The 20,496-nt window shown below is 64.9% G+C and carries 15 protein-coding genes; 14 read left to right on the top strand and 1 reads right to left on the bottom strand.

What is annotated here, in order from left to right:
- Positions 1–122 precede the first annotated feature (122 nt).
- The 14 genes from gatA to PAN31108_RS04390 all read left to right on the top strand — a co-directional run bounded on the left by gatA (position 123) and on the right by PAN31108_RS04390 (position 18,559).
- On the top strand, positions 123–1,613 hold the full coding sequence (gene gatA, locus PAN31108_RS04455; protein ID WP_150667665.1) for an Asp-tRNA(Asn)/Glu-tRNA(Gln) amidotransferase subunit GatA: 1,491 nt from the start codon (positions 123–125) through the stop codon (positions 1,611–1,613).
- A 101-nt stretch (positions 1,614–1,714) separates the two neighbouring features.
- Positions 1,715–2,143, top strand: coding sequence for a hypothetical protein (locus tag PAN31108_RS04450; RefSeq protein WP_246183794.1), 429 nt, complete (start codon positions 1,715–1,717; stop codon positions 2,141–2,143).
- Between the two features lie 155 nt (positions 2,144–2,298).
- A complete protein-coding gene (gene gatB / locus PAN31108_RS04445; protein ID WP_150667864.1) occupies positions 2,299–3,771 on the top strand; it encodes an Asp-tRNA(Asn)/Glu-tRNA(Gln) amidotransferase subunit GatB in 1,473 nt (490 codons plus the stop codon).
- A 309-nt stretch (positions 3,772–4,080) separates the two neighbouring features.
- Positions 4,081–4,887, top strand: coding sequence for a polyphosphate kinase 2 family protein (locus PAN31108_RS04440; RefSeq protein ID WP_150667664.1), 807 nt, complete (start codon positions 4,081–4,083; stop codon positions 4,885–4,887).
- A 161-nt stretch (positions 4,888–5,048) separates the two neighbouring features.
- Entirely contained in the window at positions 5,049–6,308 is a 1,260-nt protein-coding gene (locus PAN31108_RS04435) for an efflux RND transporter periplasmic adaptor subunit (RefSeq protein WP_150667663.1), read from the top strand.
- Entirely contained in the window at positions 6,305–9,481 is a 3,177-nt protein-coding gene (locus PAN31108_RS04430) for an efflux RND transporter permease subunit (RefSeq protein ID WP_150667662.1), read from the top strand. The genes PAN31108_RS04435 and PAN31108_RS04430 overlap by 4 nt, the downstream gene beginning before the upstream one ends.
- A 481-nt stretch (positions 9,482–9,962) precedes the next feature.
- Entirely contained in the window at positions 9,963–10,580 is a 618-nt protein-coding gene (locus PAN31108_RS04425) for a pilus assembly FimT family protein (protein WP_174994844.1), read from the top strand.
- Positions 10,581–10,699: 119 nt separating this feature from the next.
- Positions 10,700–11,233, top strand: a complete 534-nt coding sequence (locus PAN31108_RS04420) for a toxin co-regulated pilus biosynthesis Q family protein (RefSeq protein WP_150667660.1) — start codon at positions 10,700–10,702, stop codon at positions 11,231–11,233.
- A 48-nt stretch (positions 11,234–11,281) separates the two neighbouring features.
- Positions 11,282–13,030 carry a secretin GspD/PilQ domain-containing protein gene (locus PAN31108_RS04415; RefSeq protein ID WP_150667659.1) on the top strand — a complete coding sequence of 583 codons (1,749 nt, stop codon included), beginning with the start codon at positions 11,282–11,284 and terminating at the stop codon, positions 13,028–13,030.
- A 1-nt stretch (position 13,031) separates the two neighbouring features.
- On the top strand, positions 13,032–14,363 hold the full coding sequence (locus tag PAN31108_RS04410) for a type IV pilus inner membrane component PilO (RefSeq protein WP_150667658.1): 1,332 nt from the start codon (positions 13,032–13,034) through the stop codon (positions 14,361–14,363).
- A complete protein-coding gene (locus PAN31108_RS04405) occupies positions 14,353–14,826 on the top strand; it encodes a hypothetical protein (protein WP_150667657.1) in 474 nt (157 codons plus the stop codon). The genes PAN31108_RS04410 and PAN31108_RS04405 overlap by 11 nt, the downstream gene beginning before the upstream one ends.
- Positions 14,827–14,881: 55 nt before the next feature.
- On the top strand, positions 14,882–16,534 hold the full coding sequence (locus PAN31108_RS04400) for a GspE/PulE family protein (protein ID WP_174994843.1): 1,653 nt from the start codon (positions 14,882–14,884) through the stop codon (positions 16,532–16,534).
- Between the two features lie 40 nt (positions 16,535–16,574).
- The gene (locus PAN31108_RS04395; protein WP_150667655.1) at positions 16,575–17,669 is read left to right on the top strand and encodes a type II secretion system F family protein; all 1,095 of its coding nucleotides are present in this window, start codon (positions 16,575–16,577) and stop codon (positions 17,667–17,669) included.
- Positions 17,666–18,559, top strand: a complete 894-nt coding sequence (locus tag PAN31108_RS04390; RefSeq protein ID WP_246183773.1) for a prepilin peptidase — start codon at positions 17,666–17,668, stop codon at positions 18,557–18,559. Before PAN31108_RS04395 ends, PAN31108_RS04390 begins: the two co-directional genes overlap by 4 nt.
- Here PAN31108_RS04390 and PAN31108_RS04385 read toward each other — a convergent pair.
- On the bottom strand, positions 18,530–20,314 hold the full coding sequence (locus PAN31108_RS04385; RefSeq protein ID WP_246183772.1) for a GMC family oxidoreductase: 1,785 nt from the start codon (positions 20,312–20,314) through the stop codon (positions 18,530–18,532). The two genes, PAN31108_RS04390 and PAN31108_RS04385, sit on opposite strands and share 30 nt — an antisense overlap.
- Positions 20,315–20,496: the final 182 nt, after the last annotated feature.

Genomic DNA, 20,496 nt, shown 5'->3' with positions numbered 1-20,496 from the left:
CCAATGCTGTACCGCCACTGAGTCACGGCTTGGTGAGTGCTGCTCTCGCTGGCGGTTTTTTCGGCCGCTTTTTCCGGTCGCTTTTTCCGGTTTTTCATGCGCTACCCCGCACCGCAGCCATCATGGAACACGATCTGATTCATTTGCAGGATTTGCGCGCCGCGCTCGACGCCAAGCGCGTCTCGAGCGTCGAGCTGACGCAGCACTATCTGGCGCGCATCGACGCCGCCGCCGATCTGAACGCCTTCGTGCACGTCGACGCCGAAGCGAGTCTCGCGCAGGCCCGCGCCGCCGACGCACGCATTGCCGCCGGCGACGGCGCCAACCAGCCGCTGCTGGGCATTCCCGTCGCGCACAAGGACGTATTCGTCACGCGCGGCTGGCACAGCACGGCCGGCTCGCGCATGCTCAAGGGCTATCAGAGCCCGTTCGATGCGGCCGTCGTCGAGCGTCTGTCGGACGCCGGCATGGTCACGCTGGGCAAGACCAACATGGACGAGTTCGCCATGGGCTCGTCGAACGAAAACTCCTACTACGGCCCCGTGAAGAACCCCTGGGACAAACTGGCCGTGCCGGGCGGCTCATCGGGCGGTTCGGCGGCGGCGGTGGCCGCACGGCTCGCGCCGGTCGCCACCGGCACCGACACCGGCGGCTCGATCCGTCAGCCGGCGGCGTTTTGCGGTGTGACCGGCATCAAGCCGACGTACGGTCGCGTATCGCGTTACGGCATGATCGCGTTCGCCTCGTCGCTCGATCAGGGCGGCCCGTTCGGGCATAGCGCGGCGGATTGCGCGTGGCTGCTGAGCGGCATGGCGGGCTTCGACGCCCGCGATTCGACCAGCCTCGAGCGTGCAGACGAAGACTTCGCGCGCGGGCTGGGCAAGCCGCTCGACGGGGCGACGGCCGCCAAGCCGCTGGCCGGTTTGCGCATCGGTCTGCCTGCGGAATACTTCGGCGAGGGGCTCGAGGCCGACGTGCGCGAATCCATCGACAACGCGCTGGCCGAATTCGAGAAGCTCGGCGCGGTGCGCGTGCCGGTATCGCTGCCGAAGACGGAACTGTCGATCCCGGTGTACTACGTGCTGGCCCCGGCGGAAGCTTCGTCGAACCTCTCGCGTTTCGACGGCGTGCGCTTCGGTCATCGCGCCGCCGAGTACCGCGATCTGCTCGACATGTACAAGAAGTCGCGTGCCGAAGGCTTCGGCACCGAGGTCAAGCGCCGTATTCTCGTGGGCACTTACGTGCTCTCGCACGGTTACTACGACGCCTACTATTTGCAGGCGCAGAAGATCCGCCGCCTGATTGCGCAGGACTTCCAGAACGCGTTCGCGCAGTGCGACGTCATCATGGGGCCAGTGGCGCCGTCGGTGGCGTGGAACCTCGGCGAGAAGAGCGCGGATCCGGTGCAGATGTATCTGGCCGACATCTATACGCTGTCGGTGAGTCTGGCCGGCCTGCCGGGCATGAGCCTGCCGGTCGGCCCGGGCCGCAACGCGCGCCCGGTCGGGCTGCAAATGATCGGCAACTACTTCGACGAAGCCCGCCTGCTGCAAGTGGCCGACGCGTTCCAGCGCGCGACCGACTGGCACAAGCGCGCTCCGGCGGGCGTCTGATCATGGGCCGCCTGCGCATGCAGCACGACACGATACCCGTCGCCTCGGGCGGCGCGCGCGCTGCCGCGCCCGCCTCCCGTCGATGGGTTTCCCGGGGCCTGATGCTGGCCGGCACGGTGCTCACGCTCGCGTCGTGCTCCCTGCCGTTCTCGCGTCCGACACCGATCGCATACCGTGAAATCAATTTGTCGGGCTATTGCTCGCAGACCGATGAAGACGGCTTTCGCGAACAGGCGACGCTCAAGGTGCAGGGCAATCAGGTGCAGTCGCTGGACTGGCGTCTGTGGGTCGGCAGTCGCGGCAGTTGCCACTTCAATCTGGCGGATTTTCACCAGACGAAGTGGCGTCCGAGCATCGAGCTGCAAGCGAATCGCGGCGCCTGCAAGCTGCTGATCTGGCAGGACCCGGGCAACGTGACCATCGGGCACGCGAATTGCGAGGCGTATTGCTCGGCGGGCATTTACGAGAACGCGTGGCCCGTGAGTTTCGATCCGCAGTCGGGCGTTTGCGCGCGGGATACGCGCCGCTAAGCACGGATGACGAGGGTTGGCCTGTATGCACAGGCATTGGCCAGCATGGCCAGCATCGACTAACAGGAACAGGCCGGCGCGTCGCCCGTGTGGCACGACCGGCAGCTAAGGCGGGCCAGCGGCCATGCCGACAAGTTGAGACAAGGGTGAACCTTATGCAATGGGAAGTCGTTATTGGTCTGGAGACGCACGCTCAGCTCTCCACCGCTTCCAAAATTTTCTCGGGCGCATCGACGCAGTTCGGCGCGGCCCCCAACACGCAGGCGTGCCCCGTGGATCTGGCGCTGCCGGGGGTGCTGCCGGTGCTCAATCGCGGCGCCGTCGAGCGCGCGATCGAGTTCGGTCTGGCCATCGGTGCGACGATCGCACCGCGCAGCATCTTCGCGCGCAAGAATTACTTCTACCCGGACCTGCCCAAGGGCTACCAGATCAGCCAGTACGAAATCCCGGTGGTGCAGGGCGGTTCGCTGAAAATTCAGGTCGAAGCCGACGCGCGGACCGGCCGTGAGGCCTACGAGAAGGTCGTCACGCTCACGCGCGCCCACCTCGAAGAGGACGCAGGCAAGTCGCTGCACGAAGACTTTGCCGGCATGACCGGCATCGATCTGAACCGTGCGGGGACGCCGCTGCTCGAAATCGTGACGGAGCCGGAAATGCGCAGCGCGGCCGAAGCCGTGGCGTATGCGAAGGCGCTGCACGGTCTGGTGGTGTGGCTGGGTATTTGCGACGGCAACATGCAGGAAGGCTCGTTCCGTTGCGACGCCAACGTGTCCGTGCGTCCGGTCGGACAGAAGGCATTCGGCACGCGCGCCGAAATCAAGAACCTGAACTCGTTCCGCTTCCTGGAAGAGGCGATTCAGTATGAAGTGCGCCGTCAGATCGAACTGATCGAAGACGGCGGCACCGTGGTGCAGGAAACGCGTCTGTACGATCCGGACAAGAAGGAAACGCGTTCGATGCGCAGCAAGGAAGACGCGCACGACTATCGCTACTTCCCCGACCCGGATCTGATGCCGCTCGTGATCGACAGCGAATGGATCGAGCGCGTGCGCGCGGCATTGCCCGAGCTGCCGGCCGGCATGCAGGCCCGTTTCGTGGCGTCGTACGGCCTGTCGGATTACGACGCCGCCGTGCTCACGCAGTCGAAGGCGCAAGCCGCTTACTTCGAAGCCGTGGTCGCCAGGGCAGGCAAGGCCAACGCCAAGCCCGCCGCCAACTGGATCATGGGCGAACTGTCGTCGCTGCTCAACCGCGAAGACCTCGCCATCGACGCCAGCCCGGTCTCCAGCGCTCAACTCGCCGGCCTGCTCGCGCGCATTGCGGACAACACGATCTCGAACAAGATCGCCAAGGAAGTCTTCCAACTGATGTGGGAAGCACGCGCCACCGACGACGGCGCCGCCGACCGCATCATCGAGGAGAAGGGCCTGAAGCAGATCACCGACACGGGCGCTATCGAGAAGATCATCGACGAAGTGCTGGCCGCCAACGCCAAGTCCGTCGAAGAATTCCGGGCCGGCAAGGAGAAGGCGTTCAACGCGCTGGTCGGTCAGGCGATGAAAGCCACGAAGGGCAAGGCCAACCCGGCGCAGGTCAACGAGTTGCTCAAGAAGAAGCTCGGTGCCTGAGCACGGGAAGCGATGAACGACGGCCCCGGTCGCGCTGGCGACCCGGGCCGTCGGAAGCCAAAGGCGCGGTTGCCGAAGGTCGGCGCCGCGCTTTTTGTTTTGGGGTCGAAATTTTCTGTTGAAGGCCCGTGGTTTGCGTCATTTCCCATAAAAATGCGAATTTAAGCGGCTTTGGGCGCCTTCCGAGCCGCACTTTCCACGCACATCGCTCGTTATCTCCCGCCACGATTCGCTTATGCCGGGCGCTTTTTTTGCGCCCTACGCAAATTGGGCGATACTCCCAACTGGCTTTTCACGCAGGAGTTGGCGATGTTCGAGAAATACCGCGTACCGCTCGGCAAGAAGCTGGACCTCTCGGCCTTCGATCCGGCCGACAAGCCGTTTTCCGGCGACAGCAAAGACGACGACAAGGCGCGTCTGACGGAACTCGGGCTCAAGCTCGACGAATTGCAGACCATTCTGCATGCCAACAGCCGCCACCGTGTGCTGCTCGTGCTTCAGGGCATGGACACCAGCGGCAAGGACGGCACGATTCGCGCGGTGTTTCAGAACGTCGATCCTCTGGGAATTCGCGTGGCCAACTTCAAGTCGCCCACGCCGATCGAACTGGCGCGCGATTTCCTCTGGCGAGTGCACATGGTCGTGCCCGCCGCAGGCGAGCTGGCGATCTTCAATCGCAGCCATTACGAAGACGTGCTCATTACGCGCGTGCACGACTGGATCGATGCCGACGAGTGCAAGCGCCGCTACACGCACATCAACAACTTCGAGCGGCTGCTTGCCGATAACAGCACGCATATCGTGAAGTGTTTCCTGCACATCTCGGCCGAGGAACAGCGCAAGCGGCTCCAGGAGCGCATCGACGATCCCGACAAACACTGGAAATTCGAGCTGGGCGACCTCAAGGAACGCAGCTTCTGGCCGCAATACACCAAGGCCTATGAGGCAGCTTTATCGGCGACCTCGACGGAATATGCCCCGTGGTATATCGTGCCTTCCGACTCGAAACGCCACCGTAATCTGATGGTGGCGGAGTTGCTGGTGAACGCGCTGACGGAACTGAACCTGGCGTATCCGCCCGGCCGTCCCGAATTGACGGGCATGAAGGTGGAATGACACGGGCTGACGTCGGCACGCCGCAGGCATGCTGCGACAGCGCATCGACATGCATCGCCGTGGCAAGGCGCCACGGTTGTTTTATCAGTAGAAACCGACGCGGCAGGACGAGCGGGGGCTTGGCCGGCAAGTTGGCGTCGCATGGGTAAACGGGGAAGAAGATGAGTGACGAGAACGCCCACCGGCCGTTGCCGGGGGACGCGGCCGCCCGTGGGCAGGCAGGTACGGCTAACCCGGGCAAGCCGGGGGCACGCCGCTGGATCGTGGGTGTGCTGGCCGTGGCGGTGGTCGCCGGCGCGGGCATCTGGTGGCGTTCGCGCGGTGTGCAGGCGCCGGTCAAGGCGCTCGCCGCGCCGTCCGTTACGGCCACCACGGTCGAGGTGCGCGACGTCCCGGTCCGGCTCATTGCCAACGGCACAGTGACCGCGCGCCAGACCATCGACGTTCGTCCGCAAATCTCCAGCACGATCCGTCAGGTGCATATCAAGGAAGGCGACTTCGTCAAAGCCGGGCAGTTGCTGTTCTCGCTCGACGCGCGCATGGACGAGGCCAACCTCAAGAAGGTGCAGGCGCAACTCGCCAAGGACGAAGCCGATCTCGCCAATGCCCGCCGCACGCTCGCGCGCACCAGACAACTGATCGCCGAGCACTTCGTCTCGCAAAGCGCGCTCGATACGGCGCAAAGCGGCGTGGACAGTCTCACGGCACAAGTCGCCGCCGACCGTGCGGCGATCGCCGCCAGTCAGGTGGCGGTCGACTACAACCAGATCCGCGCGGGTATCGACGGTCGCACCGGCGCGATCAACGTGCACCCGGGCAGCCTCGTGACGCCAGGCGGCGCGGCGCTCGTGAGCATCACCCAACTCGATCCGATCGATATCAGCTTCACGTTGCCCGAGGGCGCGCTGGCCGAATTGCAGGCCGCGCGCGCCGGCGGCCCCGTGTCGGTGACCGCCACGCTCGGCACCACGGGCGTGCACGTGACCGGGCAACTGAGCTTCATCGACAACGCCGTCGACTCGCAAACCGGCACCATCCGGTTGAAGGCCGCCTACGACAATCGCGACGCGAAGCTCTGGCCCGGCATGTACCTCAACGTCGCGGTGATCGGCCGCGTGCTCAAGCAGGCGAGCGTGGTGCCGCCGCAGGCGGTGCAGACCGGGCCGGACGGCAAATTCGTCTACGTGATCGGCGACGACGGCAAGGTCAGCGCGAAGCCGGTCAAGGTCGGCTATGTGGAAGCGAAACTTGCGGTCGTCGACGGCGTGCCCGCCGGCGTGAAGGTCGTGCAGGAAGGCGCGGAGAATCTGCGTCCGGGCAACACGGTGACGGTCGTGGCGTCGCGTGACGGTGCGAGCGGTGCCGCCGTTCCTGCTGTTCCCGCCGTGGCAGCCGCAGGCGATGGCGGGAAGGCCCCATGAACCTCTCAGAACTCTGTATCCGCCGGCCGGTCATGACGATCCTGCTGTGCGTGGCGGCCGTCGTGGCTGGCCTGATCGCGTACGGTCAGATCCCGATTTCCGCCCTGCCCAGCTATAACTCGCCCGTCATTCAGGTCACGGCGACCTTGCCCGGGGCGAGCCCGGAGACGATGGCCGCGTCGGTCGCCGCGCCGATGGAAAAGCAGTTCTCGACGATTGCCGGCGTGGCGGTCATCAGTTCGACCAATACGCAGGGCAACACCTCGATCATCATCGAGTTCGACAGCGACCGCGATATCGACGCGGCGGCCGTCGACGTGCAGGCGGCGCTGTTCCGCGCGCAGCGCAAGCTGCCGGTGGAGATGACCACGCCGCCGTCGTATCGCAAGGTCAATCCGGCCGATGCGCCGATTCTGTTCCTTGCGATGAACTCGCCGTCGATGTCGCTGGCGGAACTCGACGACTACGCGGAAAACCTCGTCTCCCCGACGCTCTCCACGCTGCCCGGCGTCGCGCAGGTGCTGATCTTCGGGCAGAAGCGTTTCGCGGTGCGCGTGAAGGCTCGGCCCGACGCGCTCGCCGCGCGCAAACTCACGCTCGACGACGTGGCACGCGCGCTGGCGTCGGCCAACGCGAACAGCCCCGTCGGCACGCTCGACGGCAGCCGCCAGACGCTGACCATCGAAGCCAACCGTCAGATGACGAAGGCCGAGCAGTTCGCCAATCTCATCATCGCCAGCGTGAACGGCAACCCGGTGTACCTGCGCGACGTGGCCGACGTGCAGGACAGCGTCGAGTCGGTCAAGACGGGCAGTTGGGTCAACGGCGAGCGCTCGATCGTGCTCGCGGTGCTGCGTCAGCCCAATGCGAACACGGTGGCCACGGTCGATCAGGTGAAGGCGGCGCTGCCGCGTCTGGGCGAACAGATGCCGCAGTCCATTCAGGTCAAGCTGCTCAACGACCGTTCGGTCTCGATCCGCGAGTCCATCGACGACGTGCAGTTCACACTCGCGCTCACGGTGATTCTCGTCACGCTGGTGATCTTTCTGTTCCTGAGACGCCTCGCCGCCACGCTCATTCCGGTGATGTCGCTGCCGGTGTCGCTGATCGGCACTGTCGCGCTCATGAAGGGCATGGGCTATTCCATCGACAATATCTCGCTGCTGGGCATCACGCTCGCCGTGGGGCTGGTCGTGGACGACGCCATCGTGATGCTCGAGAACATCGTGCGCCACATCGAGAACGGGGTGCCGCCGCTGCGCGCTGCACTCGTCGGCTCGCGTGAGATGGGTTTCACGATTCTCTCGATTTCGATCTCGCTGGTCGCCGTGTTCATCCCCATCTTCTTCATGCCGGGCGTGATCGGGCTGATGTTCCACGAGTTCGCCGTGGTGGTGTCGCTGGCGATTCTGGTATCGGCGGCGGTGTCGCTCACGCTGATACCGATGCTGTGCAGCCGCTATCTCAGGCACGAGCAGGACGAAGGGATGGGGCTGCGCGCCACGCAATGGTTCGAGAACGGTTTCGTGTGGGTGCAGAACGCCTACGTGCGCAGTGTCGACTGGTGCCTCGCGCATCGTCGTTGGGTGATGGTGGCCGCCGGCGCCACGTTCATCGCCACCGGCGTGCTTTTCGCCACGATTCCGAAGGGTTTCTTCCCGAGCGAGGACATCGGACAGGTGCAGGTGACGGCCGAGGGCGCGCAGGACATCTCGTTCACGGCGATGTCGGCGTTGCTGCGTCAGGCGGGCGATATCATTCGCGCGAATCCTGCGGTGCAGACCGTGATTGTGTCGGCCAACGACAGCAATCAGGGGCGCATGTTCATCAACCTGAAACCGCACGGCGAGCGGCCGCACATGAGCGAGGTGCTCGAAGCGCTGCGGCGCGACGTGAAACAGGTGCCGGGGCTGAGCGTCTACTTCAACCCGGTGCAGAACCTGCAACTGGGCGGCAAGCAGAGCAAGAGCCGCTACCAGTACGTGATGCAAAGCGTGAAGCCGGGCGAGATGCAGTTGTGGTCGGATCGTCTGATGAACCTGATGCGCGCCGACCCGATCTTCCGCGACGTGACGACCGACGCGCAGATGAAGGGTCTGCAAGCGCAACTCACCATCGATCGCGACAAGGCGAATACGCTGGGTGTGGCCATCGGCGACATTCGCAGTGCGCTGTACAGCGCATTCGGCGAGCGTCAGGTATCGACCATCTACACGCCGAGCGACAGCTATCAGGTGATCTTGCAGGCGGACGATAACGATCGCCGCGACGAAGGCGCGTTCGACAAGATCTACGTGCGCGGCAAGGGCGGTGCGCTGGTGCCGCTCTCGGCCGTGGCGACGGTCGAGCGCAAGATGGGGCCGGTGTCGGTGAACCATCAGGGCCAGTTGCAGGCCGTGACGCTTTCGTTCAACCTCGCCCCGGGGGCGGCGTTGGGCGACGCCTCGCAGAAAATCGTGAGCTTCCAGCACCAGTTGGGTTTCCCGCCGAGCATCATCACGAGCTGGGGCGGCGACGCCGCGGCGTTCCAGAAGTCGCAGTCGAGCCAGGTCGTGCTGCTCGTGGGCGCATTGCTGGTCATCTACGTGCTGCTCGGCGTGCTCTATGAGAGCTACATCCATCCGATTACGATTCTGGCGGGCTTGCCGTCGGCCGCCGTCGGGGCGCTGCTGACGCTGCGCCTGTTCGGCATGGATCTCTCGCTCATCGCGGTGATCGGCATTCTCATGCTGATCGGTATCGTGAAGAAGAACGCCATCATGATGATCGACTTCGCACTCGATGCGCAGCGCAACGGCGGCTTGACGCCGGCGGAGGCGATTCGTCAGGCGTGTGCGTTGCGCTTCCGACCGATCATGATGACCACGCTGGCCGCGCTCATGGGCGCATTGCCGATCGCGCTCGGGTTGGGGGCCGGGGCAGAGTTGCGTCAGCCGCTCGGCCTGGCAGTGGTCGGCGGCTTGCTGTTCTCGCAGGTGATCACGCTCTACATCACGCCGGTCATCTATCTCTATCTCGATCGTTTCGCCGGTAACGGCCCGCTCGTGCTGCCCGGTGACAAGGCGGCGAACGACGGCGAGGAGCATGCCGACGCGGGGCAAGGCGCGCATGAGGCGCACGGTGCCGGGCGCATTGCGGGCGCCGATACCCTCCGGACCGGTCACGCGCACTGAGCGCTGACGATACCGATGCGCGGCATGCTTTTCAGGCGTGCCGCGCGGTGTCGAGCGCTGCCGCCACGACACGAAGCACTCGCATTCGTCATCCGAAAGCCATGCAATATGGCTTGTGAATCGGCTGATTCCTGACGTTTGCCGCCCGCTCCGACAACCCTCGAATTGCGTTTAGTCGCATTCCGATTTTCACACTGATGTCCCGGTCGTCGTTCTGCCGACCGGTTTCCACGGCCCGTCTCGTTCCTGCCCATGTTTCGCGATGCATTTCGCGATTGTCGACATGCATCCCGAGGTATCGGAAATGGCGTGCCAATGGGCGATTTCTTGCTTGCGTCGAATGTCAATTTGCGAAAGACGCGTGCTGCACGCGACAACGCAACGGTCCGCATTCGGGCATAAATCGCCCCTGTCGTCACGAGGACGTCTCTCGGATCGTGGCGTCGTTTCTTTTCATTCTTTCAAAACAGTGGACTCAAAAATGAACGTACGTACAGACGCGAGCGCAATCGCGCAACTCAATAACCCGCTGGCGCTTCGGGTGAACAAGCGCCGTCAGCGAGGCGTGACGCTGGTCGAACTGTCCGTCGCGGTGGCGGTGATGGGGTTGATCATGGCCGGGGCGATGGTCGGTGTGCCACGCCTGATGAACAACGTGAAGTTGTCGCAGGAGATGAAGGACTGGCAGATGTCGGCGCTGGCCGTGCAGAACGCGGTGGCTGCGGGCACGCTCATCGCGGGTAAGAGCACGCAGGTCGACATTCGACCGACCGCGATCGCAGAGCCGTTCAACCGCCCTGCCGGCACCACGACGATTCTGAATCGCTTCGGGGGGGAAGTGACGATCGACGCCGTGCCGTCTGGCAGCGGCGGCTATCCGTCGAGCGGCGTCACCGTAAAGTCCGTCGGTTATCCGAGTTCGCAATGCGAAGACTTCGCCTCGAAGATGAACGGCCTGTTCGCCACGCTCACCATCAACGGTCAGGTTATCAAATCGAAGTCGGACAACAAGATCTCCGAGATCAGCAAGGCTTGCACGCAGGACGCGAGCAGCGCCGGTGTGACGCAGGCCGAACTGGAATTCACCATCGCCGGATGAGAAGCGTTCACGGGGTAATGGGCCCAACCGAGCCGATGGGCCAGATGGGCCAGAGGGTACAGGTGCGACAGGCGGGGCGATTGGGGCTCACGAGGATCTGATTGAAAGGCGGACAAGACATGACTCATTCAGGAATGCGTGTTGCGCTGGTCGCGGTGATGTGCGCAGGCGTGCTGCCGTTGGCACGCACCGCCGGCGCAGCACCTCAAACCGACGTGACGTGGATGTTCGCGAGCCACAAACCGCTGATGCAGTCGGCCGGTGCTCGCGAGCGTGCGGAACCCGCACCCGACGCGTCGCATGCGCAGACGGTGGACGATGCGCGGCGGTATGTACAGGCCGAGCCTGCACCGGTCCTGCCCGCCGGCCCGCCGGTTGCGCTCACCCCGCCGCCGGCCGCGTTCGAGCTGGCGCTCCGGCCGTCGGACGGCCGCGTCTCGCAGGCTGTCCGCCGCTTCGCCGAGCGCCATGGCTGGCAACTCGCGTGGGAGATCGATCGCGATTTCCCCATCGAATATCCCGCCACGTTTCAGGGCGATTTTCTCGGCGTCGTCGAGCAGGTCGTGCGTTCGCTGCAAAACACCGATGCGCCGATACGCGTGAAGGTCTACGAGGCCAATCGCGTGTTGCGCGTGGTGCACGCCACACAATAACCAGCGCCGTGCCTCGTGCACGGCGAACCAGATCGGAAGCGGTCATCCATGAGAATGCGACTCGGCGTGTTGTGCGCCATCACGTTACTGTCAGCGTGCGGCACGCCGGGCATGCTGTCGAAAACGGACGAAAACGTTACGCAGGCGCGCGAAACGGCGCGCGCCGCGTCCGAAACCCATGCGGCACCGCCCATCGGCGCCATCGAGCGTGTCGAAGGGGCATGGCTCTCCCGCAAGTCCGTCGCCGTCAACGCGACGGTCGCCTTGCCGGACTTCTTCAAGCGCGAGGTGCGTTTTTCCACGGGCTCGCCGTTGCCGATGTCGGTATTGCTCACGCAAGTCGCGAGAGGTAACGGTCTGACGATTCGTCTGGCGTCGGACGTGGGATGCGACACCGGGCCTGCCGGCGATCATGGCGGTCGCGGCGGCCCGGGTTCGGGCAATCAACTCTTTCGACTCAATTGCACGGACAGCGGCGAACCCGCCGTGCCGCTGCAATATCACGGCTCGCTCTCGGGGCTGCTCGATACCATCGCGCACCGGTCGGGCACACACTGGACATATCGCGACGGCGTGGTGCAATTCGCGCGCTACGTCACACGTACGTTCCAGATCAAGATGATGCCCGGCAGTTCGTCGTACACGGCGTCCGTCGGCAAGTCCTCGAAGATGAAGGCAGACCGTGGTGCATCCGGGGGCGGCGGGGCTGCGTCGGGCGGCGTCGACCTGAGCTTCAATGCGGACGCCAACGTCACTGTCGAGTCGGAACTCGATTACTGGACCGACCTCGTCAAGTCCGTCACCGACATGCTCTCGCCAGGCGGGCGGGTGACGCCATCGGTCGTCACCAGTTCGCTGGTCGTGACCGATACGGCCGATGTGATGGCGCGCGTGGCGCAATACATCGATTCGGAGAACGCGGTGCTCGGCCGCCAGGTCAAGCTGCGTGTGCAGGTCTACTCGGTCACGCTCGATGAAAATTCGGCAGCCGGGATCGACTGGGATCTCGTCTATCGCTCCGCGAGCGGCTTCATCGCAGGGCTGAGCGGGCCGGCCATGGGCGGCGCCCTCATGACGCGCAAAGGCGGCTTGAGCGTGAGCAAGATTCCCAAAGGCCGTCTCGCCGGCTCCTCGGCGTTCCTCAAGGCGCTCAGCAGGCAAGGGCGCGTCAGCACGGTGATCGACACGACGGTCGTGACGCTGAACAACCAGCCCGCGCCGGTGGCCGTCACGCAAAATCGCGGCTTCGTCGCGCAGACCAAGATGACGCCGGGCAACTACGGCGGGCAGGCGGTGGTGACGGCCGAGCAGTCGGTGCTGACCACCGGCTTCGTGATGAACCTCTTGCCCACGCTGATGGACAACCGCAGCGTGATGTTGCAAGTGCAGATCGATATGTCCGACCTGAAGAAGCTCGACAAGATCAATCTGCGCACCGGCAAGGAGGCCGCGAGCGGCACCGACGCGCAGGGCGGCAATCGCTCGGGCGTGAGGGCCGACATCGACGGCAAGGGCGTGAGTGTCGATATCGGCGACAAGGACGACGACCGCAGAGGCAACGACGACGGTCTCGGCGCAGGGACATTCCTGCAATTGCCGATTACGGCGTCCGTGCAGACGATGCAGCGTGCGTCGCTCAAGTCGGGCGATACGCTGGTGCTGAGCGGCTTTCGCCGCAAGGACGACAACACCGAGCGTGACGGCATCTTCAATTACGAAGGCGGCATGAAGGAGGCGAATCAGCACGTCAACGAAGTCGTGATCCTGATCTCGCCGGAACTGACCGAGGGCGTGTGACATGGCGCGCGCACTGTCCAATCACCTCGTTGTCGGCGCGCAGTGGGAGACCCTGATCGGCCTCGAGAAGGAGATGGTCGAGATTCGCAACCTCGCACGCAGTCGCGACGCGTCTCACTTCACCGTAACCGACGATGGCGCCGGTACGCGCACTGTCGGACTGGTGTCGCTGCCCGTGGACGGGGCTCCGGACGCCGACGTCCACGGCGTTGCGCTGGCGGCCGTGCTCGGCTCGCTGGTCGAGGGACCGAACGTCGCGTTCATTCATCCCGATCCGGACGATCCGGCGCGGGCGCTGTTCGTGACGCTGCGCGATCATCGTCCCGAACTCGATCTCGACCTTCCGGCCTCGCAGCTCAAGCATCGTCTGGAACAGTGGATGGCGGAGGTCGAAGGGCCCGTGAAGGTGGCGGGGGTGATGCGCATGGACTTGCCGCATGCGGACGTCGTGATCACGCTCGACGACATCGCCGCCGCGGCGCGGCGCGACACCGCGGTGGAGGCGCGTCTGAAGCCCGTGCGAAAGGCGCTGCCGGTGCGCCAGATGCGTGTCGCCGCCGTGTTGATGGCGACGCTGGTGGTGGTCGGCGGCGGCGCGTATGGGGGATGGACCTGGTACGACGCGGTACAGCAGGAGAAGCTCGCCGCCGCCAATCGCGTCGATCCGGTCGACGCCTACAAACAGGCGCTCAAGCGCGCGCTTGCGGCGGAGTCCTTCTCGACGGGCGCGTCGTACGCGCGGCATTTGCAGCGCACGATTCAGCATTTGCCGGCGAATGCCGGTGGCTGGCGTCCGGCGAACATCGAGTGCAAGGCGCGGCGTTGCGACATCGAGTGGCGGCGCCGGGAGGGCGGCACGTTCGATCTGCTGCTGTCCCAGCGGCCCGGTGCGCAGATTGTCGACCTCGATCACGCCAGGGAAGTCGTGACGCTGCCTGAGGACGACGCCACGTCGGCCCGCACGGTCGCCGCGTCGCATGACGAATCGGAAGCGGTTGAAGACGATGGCGATGCCCGCGTGGCGCCCGTGCCGCGCAATCAGTTCCTGCGCACGGCGGGGGCGCGTCTGCAAGCGCTCGGCGACTACGGCATGGATATCGCGCTGACGATGCCGGTGCCGCTGGTGCCCGTCCCCCCCGGGGTGGGGGCGCGTAAGGATGTGCCCCCGCCGATTTCGAAAGGCGAATGGAGGATGGCCGGGCATCTGGCGTTCTTCGACTCCGTCGCCGGCCTGATGATGCGCGCCGGCAACATGTCTCTGGGCGAGCTGAAGATCGTGATCGATGACGGCAAGCCCGTCTTCTCCGCACAAGGAACCTACTATGTTCACTAAGTTTTTCCGTCGTGCCTTGTTGACGATCGCGGCGACGCTCCCGGCGACGGCGCATGCCGAGGAGACCATAGACGCTTTCGCGCGCGCCCATCTGAAAGCATCGCAGCAAGCGCAGGACGCGAAGCAAGCCGAATCGAAAGCCGCCGGCGCCGGCCCCGCGCATGAGCGCCATGTCGCGAAGCCGGCGCATGTCGACACACCGCCCGAACTGCTGTTCATCTACGGCGTGGAGAACGCCACCGTGGCGTATTTGCGCGTCGATGGCCGCTTCGGGCGCAACGTGAGCAAAGGCGACAAGGTGGGCGAGTGGCAAGTCGTGAACATCGGGGACGATTTCGTCGACATTCGACATGGCACGCGACAACAGCGCTTGCTGTTGCCCAACGCTTTCGGTGCCGCGCCGTCGTCTGCCACGCAAACAAGCCAGCGTGCGCGGGGGGCTTCGGATGGCGACCATTTCTGAACGGCTTCGCGCCGCACTGGGGCGCTTCGGACCCCGCGGGAGAACGCGGGCCGTCGTGCACCCTATCGGCGACCTGCGCGAATCGGACATTCAAACCCTGGGCTGGCGCCAGGACCTCGGCATCACGCTCGCTGGGGCGGAACACGGTTCGCTGGTGCTCGTGGCGATGAAACCGCGGCTCTATCTCGTGCTGCTCGAACACAATACGTTCGTTCGCACGCAAGGCTCGGACCTGCTGGATCGCTTCGATCGCGCGGTGCGCGCGAAACACCGGCTCGACCTCGAAGGGATCTACGTCGGTACGACGGAGGAAATCCTGCTGATGCAATCGCGTCTGCAACAGCAGGGTAACGACAGCGGGCTGATCGGCGAACAGCGCACCGGCGCGTATCGAAACTTCGACCTGATCATCGAGCGCGCGGTCGAGGCGGGCGCCTCGGACATCCACTTCGAGTTTCGCGAGGGGCGTCATGTTCAGGTGCGCATGCGCATTCACGGCAAATTGCGTATGGCGGCGGAGGGCGATCGTCTCGCCCGCGACTATCACGCCATGCTCGACGCGGTATCGGCCGCTTATAACTCCCGCGCGGATCCGAGCAGTCGCAGTCATAACCATTTCGACGAAGCTCAGCATCAGAGTTGTTCGATTCCGCTGACCATTCGTCAGCGCAAGTACCAACTGCGGTTTCAGAGCGTGAAGGAGAATCGCGGCGTGGACGTGGTGCTGCGTCTGCTGATCAACGAAGCGACGGACGGCGACGTGCTCACGCTCTCCCAGCTCGGCTACGCCGACGACCAGATCGAGATTCTCGAAGATGCGGTGCATCGTAGCCCCGGACTCACGATCATCGCGGGCGAGACCGGATCGGGCAAGTCGACGACGTTGCGCACGCTGATGACCTACGAGCGCGATTCCGGCAAGAAATTCTTTTCCATCGAAGATCCGGTCGAGTACATTCAGCCGCACATGACGCAGATCCCGATTCAGCGCCGTGCGGAAGACAGCCCCGGAGAATCGCCCTTCGGCGCGGCGGCCAAGGTGCTGTTGCGCGGCGATCCCGACAAGCTCATGCCGGGCGAGATTCGCGACGCGGAGACCGGTTCGTTCGCCAAGTCGATGACCGAGACAGGCCATCAGGTGCTGTCGACGGTGCACGCGTCGAGTGCGTTCGGCATCATCACGCGTCTGGTCAGCGAGGAGATCGGCATGCCGCTTGCGGCTGTCACGGCGCCGAACTTTTTGACGGCCATCGTCTACCAGAAATTGTTGCCGGTGTTGTGCGAGCACTGCAAGCGGCCGGCGTCCGAGGCGCTCGACGCAGCCACGCTGTCGGTCATCGGCGCGCTCGGCATCGACACGTCGAGAGTGTGTGTCGAAGGGCCGGGTTGCGAGCGTTGTCGCGGGCGCGGCACCTGCGGGCAGACGGTCGTCGCGGAAGTCTGCGAACTGACCGACGATCTGCTCGACCTGCTGCGTGAAGGACATTACTGGGAGGCCGAGCGTCACTGGCGCGCATGTCACGACGGCGACCTCACCAGCCCGCGAATGACCGGCAAATCCGCGATGGAGCACGCCATGTACAAGATGTCGCAGGGACTGGTCGATCCGCATGACGTCGAAGCCGCCTTCTGCAAGCTCAAGAAATTCCACTTTCGTCCGACGGTGTCGCCCGGCACGCCTTCCCCGCGCCGTCTCGCCAGTGTGTGACGGCGCGCCGATGCCCGACTGACGTTCTGCACCCAATGCCATGATCGAAGCCGCCAACCGTCTGCTCGCCAAACTCACGCCTGCTCGCGACCCGTATCCCGGGCTCACGAAGGCCAAACGACGATTCCGCAAGACCCGCGCCAAGTTTTACAGCGACTTCGCCGACGCCATCGAGGACGGGGCGAATCCGTTCGAACTGTTCTCGCGCCGTTACGCGCGCGCGAAAGAGCGCCGCAATCCCATGGCGCCGTTGTACGCCGTGTGGCGCGATCGCGCGAGTTCGAAGAACTTGCAGAAGTCGTGGGCAGGCACGATTCCGGAGGAAGACCTCGTTGTGATCGCCGCCGGTGAGAAAGGCGATCTGCCCGGCACGCTGCGTTTTCTCGCGCGCGTTGTCACGCTCCAGCAACAGACCCGCGCGGCCATCGCCGGTGCGGTGGCGTTGCCGATCTTCATGTCCGTGCTGCTCGCCGCGATTCAACTGGGCGTGGCCTACGGCATGATGCCGATCATGACGGAGATCATGCCGCCCGAGCAATTCCCGCTCGTCGGGGCGGGGCTGTATGCGATGTCGGGATTCGTCGCGAACTGGTGGCCGCTGCTGTACGGCGTGCCGGTCGCGCTGGTCGTCCTGATGACGCTGTCGTTCAGCCGATGGACGGGGCCCTTGCGCCGTCGTCTGGACAACTTCGGCCCGTACGCGGTGTATCGCGATGTGCGCGCCGGCGAGTTCCTCGTCGCGCTCGCCGCGCTCACGAGTGCGAAGACGTCGGTGTTCGATGCCGTCTCGCTGCTGTTGACGCGTGCGTCTCCCTGGTTGCGATGGCATTTGCTGCGCATGCGCGCGTCGCTCAAGAGCGAGCGCAGCATGATCAAGGCCATGGACACGGGCATCTTCAATGAGGAGGTGTTCGACCGTCTCGTCGAATACGCCGGACGCACCAACTTCGATGCCGGGATTCGCAAGATCGGGCTGATGACCATCGAGGAGGTCGCCGAACGCATCAAAGTGCGCTCCGCGACGCTGCGCTCGGTGCTGCTCGCGATGGTCGGTCTGACGATCATCTTCACGGTCGGCGGCATGTTGCAGATCGGCCATGCGGCCGGCGAGTACGCGCAATCGATATTCCGATGATGACCACGCTCGTCGATTTTCTGTGGGGAGAATTCCGCGCGCTGCCGCGCGAAGCGATTACGGCCGCGATGGCCGTGCTGGGGCTGTTCGTCGGCAGCTTTCTGAACGTCGTTGTCTATCGTCTGCCGCGCATGCTGGAGCGGCAGTGGGCGCAGGACGTTGCGGCATGGTCGGGGCAGGTGCCGCCGGTCGCCCCCGTCTTCAACCTCGCATGGCCGCCGTCGCGCTGCCCGCAATGCGAGGCGCCGATTGCCGCACGCCACAACTTTCCCGTCGTCAGCTACGTGTGGCTGCGGGGGCGGTGCGCCGCATGCGGCACGGGCATTCCGGCGCGCTACCCGCTGGTCGAGTTGACGGTGGGCGCATTGTTCGCCGTTGTCGCGTGGACGTTCGTGCCGACGCGGCAGTACGCCGCCATGCTTGCATGGTGCGGCTTCGGTGCGACAGTGTTCACGCTTGCGCTCATCGACATGGATACGCGTCTGCTGCCGGACTGGCTCACGTTGCCGCTGTTGTGGGCCGGTCTGCTATGCAGCGTGGTGCATGTCACGCTGCCGGTCGACGAGGCCGTGCTCGGGGCTGCGCTCGGTTATGTCGTGATGTGGACGATTGCGGCGGTGTATCGGTCGCTCACGCGTCACGACGGCCTGGGCGGTGGCGACGCCAAGCTCGTGGCCGCGTGCGGGGCGTGGCTCGGATGGATCGGGGTGCCCCTGATGCTGGCGTTCGGCGCGATGGCCGCCACGCTCGCCTTCGCCGTGTTCGGGCTGATGCGCGGCCGCGCGTTGCGCGAGCCGCTGCCGTTCGGTCCGTGGCTGGTGCTCGGGGCGCTGGCGAGCGTGCTGTGGGGTGAGCCGTTCCTAAACCTGTGGCTGAGGGCGGGCGCCTGACGGGGCCGGTTCGGGCGGTGCGGACGCTGCTGCCGGTGAGCCTGATGCGATGTGTGCTTCGATCGCCGATACGTCCACAGACTCGCTGACCGTAGACGTTCGACGCGCTTCGTCGATACGGACCTCGCTCACATTCCCTCTCGTTGCCGCCGTCGCCGCCGCATTTGATGCGCTGGCCAGCATCAGATCGGCGGCCTTCTCGCCGATCATCATCGACGGCGCATTGGTGTTGCCGCCGATGAGCGTCGGCATGATCGAGGCGTCCACCACGCGCAAGCCTTCGACGCCGCGCACGCGCAGTTCGGTGTCCACCACCGACGCCGCGTCGTTGCCCATCCGGCAGGTGCCCACCGGATGGTAGATGGTGTCGGCGCGCGCGCGAATCAGCGCGGTGAGCGCTTCGTCCGATTCGATTCCCCGGCTGTGCAACTCCTTACCGCCGAACTGCGCGAGCGACGGCGCTGCGAGAATGCGCCGGATCACGCGCGCGCCGCGCAGCAGCGTGTCGACGTCCTCCTGCGCTTGCAAGAAGGCGGGATCGATGCGGGGCGCATCGCGCATGTCCGCCGATGCGAGCGTGACACGCCCCCGGCTTTTGGGGCGCAGTACGCAGGCGTGAAGCGACAGACCGCGCCGCAAATGCAGACGTCGGTTGTGGTTGTCGCAAATGCCGACGAGAAAGTGCATCTGCAAGTCGGGGCGCGCGAGCGAGGGATCGCTTTTGAGGAAGCCGCCGGCCTCGGCCACGTTGCTCGCGAAGAGTCCGCGCCGCTCGCGCAGATAGGCCATCCCCTGGGTCAGCAGATGCCATAGCCCGGCCGGCGTATAGCCCACGAGGTCGGGGTGTGCGACGTACTTGTTGATGATGAAATCGATGTGGTCCTGCAAGTTTTCGCCGACCCCCGGCGCATCGACGCGCACGTCCACGCCGTGCTCGCGCAGGTGCTCGGCAGGACCGATGCCGGAGCACATCAGCAACTGCGGCGAGTTGAAGGCGCCGGCGCTCAGCACGATTTCGGCCCGCGCGCGAAGGGTTTGCAGCGTGCCCTGACGTTGCAGTTTGACGCCGGTGGCGCGCTTGCCGTCGAAGACGATGCGCTGTGCGAGGGCGTCGGTGATCACATGCAGATTCGGGCGTGCTTTGCCGTGCAGATACGCGCGGGCGGCATTCCATCGCTGGCCGTCTTTCTGCGTCACCTGATAGATGCCCGCGCCTTCGTATTGCTCGCCATTGAAGTCGTCGCTGACCGGAAATCCGGCTTCGCGCGCAGCGTTGACGTAGTGCTGCGAGAACGGATTGACGGTACGCAGATCGGCAACGTTCAGCGGGCCGCCTGCACCGTGCCACGCGTTCGCGCCACGCTCGTTGTTTTCGTTGCGACGGAAGTAGGGCAGCACGTCGTGCCAACTCCAGCCCGTGCAGCCGGCCTGCGCCCAATCGTTGTAATCGTCGGGATGCCCGCGCGTGTAGATCATGGCGTTGATCGAGCTGGAGCCGCCGAGACCGCGTCCGCGCGGCTGGTAGCCCTGACGTCCCCCGAGGCCGGCCTGCGGTACGGTGCGATAGCCGTAGTTGCGGCGCGACGCGAACGGCACGAGCGCGGCGAGGCCTAGCGGCAACCGCACGAGAAAGCTGTTGTCCGGCGGACCGGCTTCAATGAGCGCAATCGTGCTGCCCGGCAAGCCATCGGCCAGACGCGCCGCCAGCGCGCAACCGGCCGAACCGCCGCCGACAATGACGTAGTCATAGTCCATGCTGTCATCCTCCCTTGGATGGCCCTGCATTCACTGTGTTGTTGCAGTGTTGTCGAATGCGTTTGCTGCTTTTTGCTTTTTTGTTCGGCGCGCTTGGCGATGCCGGCGTCTCGTGCTCGTTTGCCTTCCCGCACGCGTCGGCGGTCGTCACGTTGCGGCGGCACTCATTGTAGGCAGACATT

The organism is Pandoraea anhela, from assembly GCF_902459655.1.
GTDB classification, from domain to species: domain Bacteria; phylum Pseudomonadota; class Gammaproteobacteria; order Burkholderiales; family Burkholderiaceae; genus Pandoraea; species Pandoraea anhela.
The sequence above is the reverse complement of the archived record's forward strand: the minus strand, read 5'-3'. Positions and strand labels throughout refer to the sequence as shown.